The organism is Clostridia bacterium (genome assembly GCA_024685775.1).
In the GTDB taxonomy this organism is placed as follows: Bacteria; Bacillota; Clostridia; order Christensenellales; family CAG-1252; genus CAG-1252.
The window spans coordinates 1-11,242 of sequence record JAIKVL010000034.1; the positions used below are offsets into that span (position 1 = coordinate 1).

Here is an 11,242-nt window from a genome sequence, read left to right on the forward strand (position 1 = left end):
TTTAACTCCCCAAAAACGATCTTTCCAATGTCTTGTCTTTGAATAAAAAACAAATACAATCATTTGAGTTTCAAAATCAACTTCCGGTAAAACCTCAAAAACCGAATTTAGCTGTTCCGTTTCGGTTATTATGCATCCTCTGGATCTCGGCGAAGCAGTATCATATATTTCCTCTCCATTTTCTATGTAAAGCCCTAAATGATATGTTGCGTTCTCTTCTAAAAAGGATTTTTTAACTCGTTCAAACGGATCTTGCGCAGTGATAAAATCTCTTGCAAACCCAACTATCATTTTGACATTGTAATTATACTGTGTCGGAATCTCTTTCTCTTTACAAGACGAAAAAATCGTAAAACAAAGGATCAAAAGTAATAAAATGCAAATAATCTTTTTTCTCATACTCCCTCCTTTCGTTCGATTTTATGCCCGCGCGCTCCGTGGTTACTCTATATTATCAAAATTTTACAGAAACGTCAATATGGGTTTTACAAAGGAAAAGGGCGGGAACTTCAAATTCCCGCCCTTTTCGTTTATATTTCGATTGCCCGCATCAAAAGAACGCGGCGTAACGCCCGATCAATTCGGCGACACGATCGAGTGTTATAAGCCCTTTCCCGATCGATACTTTCAAGTACTGCCCGTTGAACGCCTCGAAGATCGCTTCGGGGATCGACAGAAGCGCCGCGAATTCCTCATAAGTAAAGAGTCCGTAAGTCTGAACGTCCGCAGCGAACGAGATGGGATCGTATGCCATCGTCAGGGCATCCACCTCGAAAATGTTGATCAATCCTTCCGTCGCGCCCGGCATCGAGAGCATCCCGTTTACATAGAAGCAAAGATGTCTGTAGGTCACGGGGCTCCAAGCCGTCGTCTGTTCCGAATAGACGTCCACGGCTACAAGGGTAACGTTCGTTCGGATAAAATTTCCCGCGCCGTCTTCGCTTTGTTTGCTGAAAACGTGCCCGATATAGAGAGCGGCGTCATTTCGTAAAAAGACGTACTCGTTCAAGGTAACGTCCCAAAAAGCGTGCTCGTCTATGACCTTAACTTCCGTTCCGTCCGAGAAACGGAGTCGGATGATCTCGTAGACTGCCGAGGGATCGCTGTCGATAAAGAGGATCGGCGCGGAATCGAACGAACCCGTTTCGAGATTCCAAACCAAGAGCTCCTCTTCGCCCGTCAAGTCTTCCACAGCGACCTGCGTTCCGTCCGCAAGCGTAATAAGCGTTCCTTCTGCGACGCATTGACTACTCCATTTCGCGTAAAGCGTAACGTTATTGGGTGCGGACGGAATATCGTTATACTTCGTTCCCGAATTATCCGAATTCAAATACCATCCGCCGAAGTTATAACCTTTACACGTCGGATTCGAGATCGTGTTCATCGCTCCGTAATTAACGACGTTCGTTGCGTTTTTCGTAAATGATTTTACTTGAATTTTATCCGTGGAAAGCGTACACCCCCAAACGACGTAGTTTCCGTTTGCATTCCAATTACTTAACCAACCGCTCGGTTTGCTTGCGGGTTCGACGAAGATCGTTGAATTATTATTCCCCATAAAAGCATAATTCCCGATCGTCGTTACGGTCGATGGGATCACGAGTCGGCTTAGGTTGCAATTCTTAAACGCATAGGCGCCGATCGAACTCAACGCACTTGAAGCGGGCAAAGCAAATCCACTCGCAAAAGAAACGTTTTCAAAGGCGTTGTTTCCGATGGTAGTGACCGTTGCGGGAATCGTTTCGATTTCAGACAAGTTTGTGCCGCGGAAAGCATAAGCGCCGATCGAGACCAAGTTCGGCGAAAACGCAAAACTACTCAAACTGCAATGATCAAAAGCGTTTGCGGAGATCTGCGTAATGGTGCTTCCGAATAAGTCCGCTACTTCCAAGTTGTAACAATCCTGAAATGCTCTTGCGCCGATTGCAGACGCTCCCGATTGGACAAATAGCCAACGCATGATATCATCTTGCGCGAAAGCGTCCGCGGTAATACCTGAAACGGGAAGCCCATTATGAGAGGAAGGAATAAAGATCGCTCGCATGAATAAGTATAAAAATGCGTCATTGCCGCCGAGTCCCGTTACTTGATATGCGCTACTCTGCAATTGATAAGTGAGTCCCGGCGTTTCGAGTTTCGGGCATCCCCTAAAAGCCGTACCGTCTATATCCGTCACTCCGCAATACAGCCGAACGTCGCTGATATTCGTCGAAAGCGTTTGGATCGTTTCGGTTGAAATAAAGCGACACCACAGTTTATTGCTAACGGCAAGTTGCGCTTCGGTCGGCGTAAAGACGATCGTTTCCGTCCCATAAGTGGAACACTCGCGCCGCGCAATTTCGTATGTAAACGCAGTTTCTCCCACTCCGAGACAGGTATAAATTTCATATTGATCCGATGTCTGCAAATAGGAATGATAGAAGCTGAATTCATACGTTGCTCCCGCGATAAGCTCCGTATTCATATAGCGTTCGTCGTAATAACCGTTCGTGTAGGAAACGGTTTGATCCGCGATCTGCGTATCTTCTTCTCGACTCAAAAAGATAATCGTTTCCAAATTCGAGCAACCCGAAAAAGCATTTGCGTTAATCTCTGTTACGGAAATAAACTCGATCCGCGTAAGACTCGTTTGATTCTTAAATGCGTCCGCGGCAAGCTCCGTGATCGCACGCCCGTTTATGTAAGAAGGGATTACGACTTCTCCGCGCAGTTGCCCCGAGGTTATCTTGAACGCGCCCGATCCGGTTACTTCAACGATATTGAATCCCGACCATCCGTTACTTTGATAAGTGCTCTTCGTTCCGGACAGGACGACTAAATCCATATTCGCAGGAGTCCCTCCGAAACTTGTCAACTGAACGGAAGGATCAAAGGCGCAAAAACCGATTTTCGTAACGGAAGGCGGAAGCGAGATTGCAGATAGAGCCATACACCCCGCGAACGCTTCGTGTCCAATCGTTGCAAGAGCACCGGACGTTAAGGTTACCGTTCCCAAAACGTCACATCCATTAAAAGCCCTGTCTCCGATTTGCGTTACGTTACGCGGAATTTCAATATTGTTTAAAGAGGTACATCCGCGAAATGCTTCGTTTCCAATCGTAGTTAAATTACTTTGTAAAAGTAAATCGTGAGCAAAATTAACAGTTTCAAGGCTTGTTCCATTACGGAAAGCCCCGTCACCGATTGTTATAACAGATTTAGGAATCGTAATATCGGACAATGTAATACAATCGGAAAACGCTGAATTACCAATTGTCGACATCATTGAGTTTGAATTAAAAACAACCGTATCGAGATTTCGGCAATTCATAAATGCCGCATCACCGATCATAGTATAGTACTTTGGAATGGTAATATCACTAAGATTGATTTGATTTGAGAAGGCTCCACTTCCGACAATCGTTAGATAATGCTGGGTAAAACTTGCGGTTTGCGAATTATAGATCTTTATGGATGCCGGCAAAGTAAAAGAACCATTAAGCGGATATCGAACCGATTCGATTTTCTCTCCTGAAATATTATATAAATAGTCAACGCTCGTTGCGCCACAAATAGAACAAGTTAATTGTTGATGAGTATTATACATGGTTTGCAAAGCGATATAATTATGAGTATGGGTCGTGACGCTCATCCGAATTTGAAAGGCAAACCAACTTGCAGGAACCCATACCTGTGTTCTGCTATCGCCCCACCCATAATGCACCAAAAATCCATCTGTTCCATCTAATTTGGCATATCCATATGCAATTACAACATGAAAAAGTTCATTGTTAAACGGATGCATTCCTAGAACAATAGGATTACCTGCGTTGATATCGTTTTTAGCTATATCAATATCAAAAACACCCGATGTCAGCGAAATATTCGGTCGCAAAGCACTCGGTGTATAGGTGTTTAAAAAAATCACACCTGCATCTTTAACATAACCAATGGCTTGTCCAAGCAGTGGGAAACCACCCCAAAATCCTATCGTATATAATTCGTCAAAAAATGAATCGTCAGTTCCGATCATTGAACAACCTTGATAAGGCTCTGGATTTCTTTGAATAATAGGATAACCAGAAAAATCCCCGAAATTCAATCCCAAAAAAGAAGGTGGGATGATCCGCCTATCTGAATAATAATTATGATATCCCATCAACATTTGCAAGGCTACCGTTGTACAAACGCCGCCTGGATTTAATCCCGTATTTTTGTCGTTGCGATGATGTTTCGGATTTAATAAAAAATAATTGGCGGTTGGTATATAATGTATATCGGTCAAATCGTTAATCGAGAAACCATTAGCATCTTCTCCTGAAATAATCCCTACATTCCCACTTCTGTTGCCATTTGAACGGTTCATATTTTTTTGCAGATCAGCTTCGTTTTCTCTCGTTAACGGTTGCGAAATTATATGCTTTTGTTTTTGATCATCAGTACCTTCTCCATTTGCAACCCTTAAAGTGCCATTTATATTCAATATAAATGCGCTTATTATAATGCTAGTTATAACTATAATCCAAATATATAAATGTTTTTGCGTTTTATTTTTCATCAAATCTCCATTATAAATCAAAATGCTTTTTATTAATAAAACCAATGTGCCGCGAAACGACTTGCGGCTTATTCGGAACTCCGCCTACAAGTTCAAACGAATTTTCAGAAAATAGATTTATATAAGAATCTCCGCTTTTCACTGCGGGTATATACGTCCAACCATTTCGGGTTTCATACCGAATAAAATACTTTCTTTCTTCTTTCTTTCCGCGTACCGCAAAAGGGCTCTGCTCACAAAACTTTTGAATCCCATTTTCATCGGTTTCCCAAAGATAATCACCTTCCTCATCTTTATCGGAAGATATCGGCGACCACGCCGGTTCACCTTGTACCGCAGAAAGTGAGTACATACTTGAATCAAAATGCAAGCAACGAAATATCTTAAAATGCTCGTCTTGAATCGAAACGTACATATAGCCATATGGTTGAAACTCTACTAAGGAAAATTTGAGTCGGTCGTTTTCGTCATAGATGGGATACACCTCAAATCCCGTAGCACGATAATCATGACAGACCGTATTATTGCTCGTTATATAGCGCATGATTAATAAGTCTTCACCGTCAATAAATCGCTTTTGAATTCTTTCGCTGATCCTTTCGACATGCTCTGCTTCGGTGTACCAACTCGCTTTCTGATTGGTAAAAAACGCACTCAAAATCCCGCAGACGATCAAAACAATAAGAACAATGGCGAGCGTTTTTTTCGACGACTTCTTTCCCGTCTTTGATTTCTCCATTGCTTTTCCCATACTCCCTCCTTTCGTTCGATTTTATGCCCGCGCGCTCCGTGGTTACTCTATATTATCAAAATTTTACAGAAATGTCAATATGGGTTTTACAAAGAAAAAGCCCGTTCGTCCGAAGCGCGATACGGCAAGTTTCCTTTCGGAGAGTATTCAAGCATTTCCATTGTGCTTGCGAAAAAGACGGCGTATCCGTAATCTTCAAAATCAACGTACAAATAATCCGGCTCTTCGTCAAAACCGTAAAGATATTCCATACTCTTGATCGTTTTTTCACCGAAGATATCGTAAATAACGGTTCTTGCGTCAAGCGGAACTTCTTTTTCTTGCGCAAATTATGCCGGAAAACGAAAAGAATAAGAGTATGAAAAATAGTATTACAATCAGAGTCCCACAACAAGAATGAATCCTTTTCATTTTAATCTCCTTACTCAACTTTATTATTCAAAAATTTCCACTAAAACACTATTAACGACCAGTTTGTCTAAAATCAAGCCCAATACCGTTTGTTGCCGAACAGGGTTTGAGCTATCATTTCTTTTGTAACGTTCTTTTTTTATTAAAACGATCAAGCTGTCGCCTTCTTGTTTAATTCCCCAAAAACGGTCTTTCCAGAGATCTGTCTTTGAATAAAAAACAAATACAATCATTTGAGTTTCAAAATCAACTTCCGGTAAAACCTCAAAAACCGAATTTAGCTGTTCCGTTTCGGTTATTATGCATCCTCTGGATTCCGGCGAAACAGTATCGTAAACATATTCGCCTTCTTCTATGCGAAGTATCTGCCGATATGTTGTGTTGGCTTCCAAAAAAGATTTCCTGACTCGCTTAAACGGGTCTTGTGTAGTAGCAAACATTCTAGTAAACCCTACAATCTGCTCAACATTAAAATTATACTGTGTAGGAATCTCTTTCTCTTTACAAGACGAAAAAATCGTAAAACAAAGGATCAAAAGTAATAAAATGCAAATAATCTTTTTTCTCATACTCCCTCCTTTCGTTCGATTTTATGCCCGCGCGCTCCGTGGTTACCCTATATTATCAAAATTTTACAGAAACGTCAATATGGGTTTTACAAAAGCAAAGCGCAACGACCGAACGGGAACGTCGCTGCGACGAATGCGATAAACCGCTGACGCTACGCAATATGATTTGAGAACGTAATCTGCGCTTCTATCGAAGGAATTGAGGGATAAAGTCTTTTTTCGCCGCCGACATCTCCTGCATAAACGCATTTTCGAAACCGAGTTTTTCGGCGTGAGAAAGAACGGCTTTATATTCGAGGGGAGAAAGCGTCCTCGTAAGTTCGGGGAAGCGGGAAAGATCGCCGCAGGGGACGTACTGACTCATGATCGAAAGGAAGACGTCCTTCCCGAGAAGGGCGAACACGCGGTCGAGGACCGCGATCGAGTCGCGCGCGTGGGTCGGCAGGACGAGGTGACGGATCGCGACGCCTTTTTTCAAGACGCCGTCCTCGACGACGTCCTCGACTTGGGCGCGCATTTCGAGGATCGCCTCTTCGCAGAACTCGCGATAACGGGGCGCACGGCTGTACTTCACGGCGAGCGCGTCGTCGAAATACTTATAGTCGGGGAGATAGACGTCAATATAGCCTTTCAGCGAAGCGATCGTTTCCTTTTTTTCATAACCGCCCGAATTATAGACGACGGGAACGGACGGACGATAGAGATCCAAAGCGGCTTTGATCGAATCGACGTAAGGAGTCGGCGTAATCAGGTCGATATTTTCCGCGCCTTCGTCTTCAAGGGAACGAAAAACGTCCGCAAGCCTTTTCGCGCTCGTTTCTTCGCCCGAGACCGAAAAAGAGATCTTTTGATTTTGGCAAAACGCGCATTGGAGATTACAGCCGGAAAAGAAAACCGCGCCCGAAGCGCCGCCGCCGGCAAGATAAGGTTCTTCCCAAAAATGGAGCTCCGCCCACGCGACGACCGCAGCCGCGCCCGCGCCGCAAAACCCCTTTTCTTTTTCCCTGTCCGCGCCGCAATTCCGCGGACAAAGAGCGCAGATCATACGCGAGAGAGGACGTCCGAGAAGGTATCGAGGACGACGTCGGGCGTGACGTCCGAAGCGTCCAGCATTTCTTTCGAAGTTTCCCCGGTCAGGACGAGGATGCTTTTCATCCCGTTATTGACGGCGAACATAATATCGGTGTACAGTCTGTCACCGACCATTGCGATCTCTTCTTCCTTCAAACCGAAGCGACGCGCCACGCTTTTCGCCATAACGGAATAGGGTTTTCCGACGATCACGTCGGGCGTGCGCCCCGTCGTCCCCTTGATCAGTTCGATAAAGGAGCCGACGTCCGGAACGGGATAAGGATTCGCGGGGCAGTTGAAATCGGGGTGCGACGCGATATATTCTTTTCCTTCTTGCAGATAGTTGCAAGCGGTGACGAGTTTTTGATAGGTCAGTTCGGTGTCGAAGCAGACGACGACGAGATCCGCGCCCTCTTCCGCGAGCGGAACGCCCGCGTCCATAAATTGCTTATAAACCGCGGAATTCGCGAGCAAATAGACTTTTTTGCCTTTGCGCTCGGTCAAGAGGAAATCGATCGTCGCTTCGCCGCTCGAATAGACGTCGTCCTCGGTGGCGTCGTAGCCCATTCTTTTGAGTTTATCGACGTACGCGGAAGCCGTTTTGGAACTGTTGTTCGTCAAGAAAAGGACTTTCCTTCCCCTTCTTTTGAGTTCTTCGAGCGCCGCCATCGCGCCGGGGATCGGTTCGTCGCCGACGTAGACCGTTCCGTCCATATCCATCAAATAAAGCTTCACGTTTTCGAGGTCTTTCATCTTTCGTCCTTTTCGGGGTCAGCCGCAAGATAAAAGCGGCTCGATCAGCCCCGTCGTTTTGATCTGTTTGATTAAAGGATACCCCGAAACGAGTTCGCCCGTCAAGGAAACGAGGGTAAGTATCCGATCCGCCGAAAGGCTCTCACCCGCTCCTTCCTTTTTCGCAAGCCTGCGAAACGCCCGACAAAGCGCGGAAAGGGGCAAGACGCTTTCTTTCAAAAGGGATAAGAAGTCCTCCTTATATTCCGCCGTCAAAAACAGGCGATCCTCCGCGCCTTCCGAAAAGGTTTGATCTTCGCGCGACAGAAGCGCCGACGCGCATACTCCGCATTCCGATCGAAGGATCTCGATATTTTTCGCCCGATCGGGCGGGACGGCGTGATCCAAGGGGATCGCGGAAAGATAATAGGAATAAAGGCGCAGCAGAGAATACGCTGCCACGAAGCGTTCTTCCGAGTAGGCGCGCTCGCTCTCTCGGCATAAAAGCGCCGCAAGCGTTTCCGAAGACGGACTTTCGGGAAGGTTTTTCTCCCTTATCGCCTCTTCGAGCGCGAGGATCGCGCGAAAGATCTTTTCCGCCGCGTCCTCTTCCGTGATCCCCAACAGCTCGCGCGCGCATTCGCGGAGCGTGGAAAGCGAGACGGCGGGAGACGCTCCCTTCTTCAAAAGGGCTTCGTAAGCGCCGTCGAAGATCGAGACGAAACGAGATAAAAAGAGCCCGATCCCGCTCGACGCGGGAGAAGCGAGAATCCTCTTTTTATCAATGAGGACGATCCTGTCCTGCGCGGGAAAACGGGCGAGCCCGCCCGTCGTCCGAAAGTACGACGCCTCTTGAAGGGCGTTCAGCGCGGAAAGATCGGTCGGAAACAAAACGCAAACGAGCGCGCGCGACTTCCGAAAGGCTTTCGCGCAATCCATCGCCGCCGCGCTTCCGACGCCGACGACCGCCGAGACGCATTCGGGATAACTCTTTTCGTTCAAAAGCGAATAGCGCGAAAACGCGTCTTGATCGACGAGCGTTTTGAGGACCCGAAATCCTTCCACACCGAGCGCCGCCGCGGCGTCCTCCGCGCTTCTGCCCTCTTCCGCAAACAAGACGAGCTTTCCTCCGCCCGCCGCCTTTTTGACTTCTTTCCCGAGCGATTCGAACCCCGCTTCCGCTTCCTTGATCTCGACCTTTTCCATCGCGTCCTCCGCTCTTTTTCCCAAATTTTATCGCAAATTCGAGAGCGCAAAACCGCATATTTCCGTCTTTCTCCCGAGTTTTTGGCGATTTTTCGCGAAGTCGCATTACAGCATTTAGTAAATTTAACGAAAAACACGCGCGCGATATGATACAATAAGGATATGAAAAAGATTTGCGCCGCGATTCTCGCGATCCTACTCCTCACGGCAAGCCTGACCGCTTGCAAAAACACGAAACCGGACGGATTCCTCGCCGATTTTTCATCCTACGCGGCGTTTGAAGTCGCCGTCAAATTCCACCCGAACGAAGGCTCGTTCGACAAGATCCTGAACAAAGATCTCGTCAGCGTCTTTGCACAGTCCGAAAGCGGGAAAAAGTACGGAGTCGCTTCCGTCGCCACCGGGCGAACCGTGATCCCCATCCGCTACAATTCGATCTCCGCAAGCGGCGAATTCATTCTCGCCGAAGGCAGTCTCGCGGATAAAGCGATTTTCTCCGTCTGCAATTCGGAAGGAACCGAGATTTACAGTTCCGACTTCCCTCTTTCGATCGAAGATATCGGCGGAGGCCACGTCAAGATCCTCGAAAACGATCAAACCTTCGTCTACAACCGAAACGGCGATAACGTCCTTTTCGGAAGCATTCTCGGAAAGGACTACGATTACGTTTCCTGCGGGAATTTCATCCTCGCGAAAAGCAGAAAGACCGGGTCGCATTTCATTTTCAGCGCGAAAACGGGAGAATGCGTGCATTCCGTCTTGGCGCCGGAAAAAGTCTCCGTCTACGTTTCCTACGCGGGCGGAAACGATTTTATCATCCTGTACAACCGCGAAGTTTCTTCCGGCGATCCTTATAAAGCCGCCGTCGCGGGCGAAGAAGAGATCCTGTATTTCGATCAAAACGTTTTCCGCCTGACCATCGGAGTGGAGCGCATCCGCGAGATCGACCCGAAACGCTTCATCTACAAGCTCCACAACCGCTACGATTTCGGGCTGACTCCCGAAGAACGCGCGAATTACCCCCTGAACGACGGCTTTTTCTCCGAAACCGATTACGTCCTTTCGAATAAAACCGCGACGGGCGCTCTCGATTACGTCCTTTCCGACTCCTCGATGAAGATCGTAAAGACGCTGCCCGAAAAGCTCTCCCCTCTTATGACCGCGACGGACGGTTACGCCGCGGCGGGCATCGGCGCGGAGAACGTCTATCTCTTCGACAAAGATCTCAACGTAAAATTCAAACTGCCGAACGAAAATTACCAGTCCCTCAAATGGTCGGACGGCGCGCTCGTCGCCGTAAAGATCGAGGGCGGAACGGCGAGATACGGCGCTTTCGATTCGGAAGGAAAACTCTTCTTGGCTTTCGACTATACCTATCTCTCCGAATTCAAAAGCGGCAAAGCGATCGGCGTAAAGAACGGAAAAGCGTATATCGTCGGAAAAGACGGCTCGGAAATCTATTGCTCGGACGAGACCTTCCCCTTCTATTGGGACGGCTTCGGTCTGACGAAAAAGGACGGGCAAACGGGCGTCCTTTCTTACTCCGGCGAAACGCTGATCGCCCCTTCTTACGACGCCGTTTCGGAAGTGAGACGCTTCGGAAACGAAGTGTATCTGACGATGTGCGTAGGCGAAGTCACGGATCTTTTTATTCTCTCTTGATCCTTTCGAAAATCTTCTCGTTCCGCATCCTTTTATAAAGCGCGCTCCGCAAAGGAAAGGATCAAAACCGAAGAGCCCCTTTCGGACTCTTCAATCTCCGAAAATACCCATAAAAAAAACGGCGAATCGTTTCGCCGTTTTTTCCGTTTTATGACGCGATTGAAGACCGCTCTTATTTTTCGATCTTCGCGTCGTTTTGCATTTCTTCGATCTCGTCCGTCACTTCCGAACCGCCTTGGACCGTTTCTTCGATCGGACGCTCTTTGGGATGTTTCGCGAAGAAATTCAAGAGTTTGTTATCCA

At 47.0% G+C, this 11,242-nt stretch carries 9 protein-coding genes; 1 reads left to right on the forward strand and 8 read right to left on the reverse strand.

The window, feature by feature from the left end:
• The 8 genes from K5753_06560 to K5753_06595 form a co-directional block, all read right to left on the reverse strand.
• Positions 1 to 399, reverse strand: a 399-nt coding sequence (locus K5753_06560) for a hypothetical protein (GenBank protein ID MCR4726859.1), incomplete at its 3' end; no start/stop codon positions are given.
• A gap of 151 nt (positions 400 to 550) precedes the next feature.
• Positions 551 to 4,537 carry a leucine-rich repeat protein gene (locus tag K5753_06565; GenBank protein MCR4726860.1) on the reverse strand — a complete coding sequence of 1,329 codons (3,987 nt, stop codon included), beginning with the start codon at positions 4,535 to 4,537 and terminating at the stop codon, positions 551 to 553.
• Between the two features lie 10 nt (positions 4,538 to 4,547).
• Positions 4,548 to 5,288, reverse strand: coding sequence for a hypothetical protein (locus tag K5753_06570; protein ID MCR4726861.1), 741 nt, complete (start codon positions 5,286 to 5,288; stop codon positions 4,548 to 4,550).
• An 86-nt stretch (positions 5,289 to 5,374) separates the two neighbouring features.
• Entirely contained in the window at positions 5,375 to 5,539 is a 165-nt protein-coding gene (locus K5753_06575; GenBank protein ID MCR4726862.1) for a hypothetical protein, read from the reverse strand.
• A gap of 183 nt (positions 5,540 to 5,722) precedes the next feature.
• Positions 5,723 to 6,268, reverse strand: coding sequence for a hypothetical protein (locus K5753_06580; protein MCR4726863.1), 546 nt, complete (start codon positions 6,266 to 6,268; stop codon positions 5,723 to 5,725).
• Positions 6,269 to 6,455: 187 nt separating this feature from the next.
• Complete coding sequence (locus K5753_06585; GenBank protein MCR4726864.1) at positions 6,456 to 7,313, reverse strand: 4Fe-4S cluster-binding domain-containing protein; 858 nt, start codon at positions 7,311 to 7,313, stop codon at positions 6,456 to 6,458.
• Positions 7,310 to 8,092, reverse strand: a complete 783-nt coding sequence (locus K5753_06590; protein ID MCR4726865.1) for an HAD-IIA family hydrolase — start codon at positions 8,090 to 8,092, stop codon at positions 7,310 to 7,312. The genes K5753_06585 and K5753_06590 overlap by 4 nt, the downstream gene beginning before the upstream one ends.
• Before the next feature lie 18 nt (positions 8,093 to 8,110).
• On the reverse strand, positions 8,111 to 9,277 hold the full coding sequence (locus tag K5753_06595; GenBank protein ID MCR4726866.1) for a hypothetical protein: 1,167 nt from the start codon (positions 9,275 to 9,277) through the stop codon (positions 8,111 to 8,113).
• 162 nt (positions 9,278 to 9,439) lie between these two features.
• Between K5753_06595 and K5753_06600 the strand changes: the two genes are divergently transcribed.
• Complete coding sequence (locus K5753_06600) at positions 9,440 to 10,939, forward strand: hypothetical protein (protein MCR4726867.1); 1,500 nt, start codon at positions 9,440 to 9,442, stop codon at positions 10,937 to 10,939.
• Positions 10,940 to 11,242 lie beyond the last annotated feature (303 nt).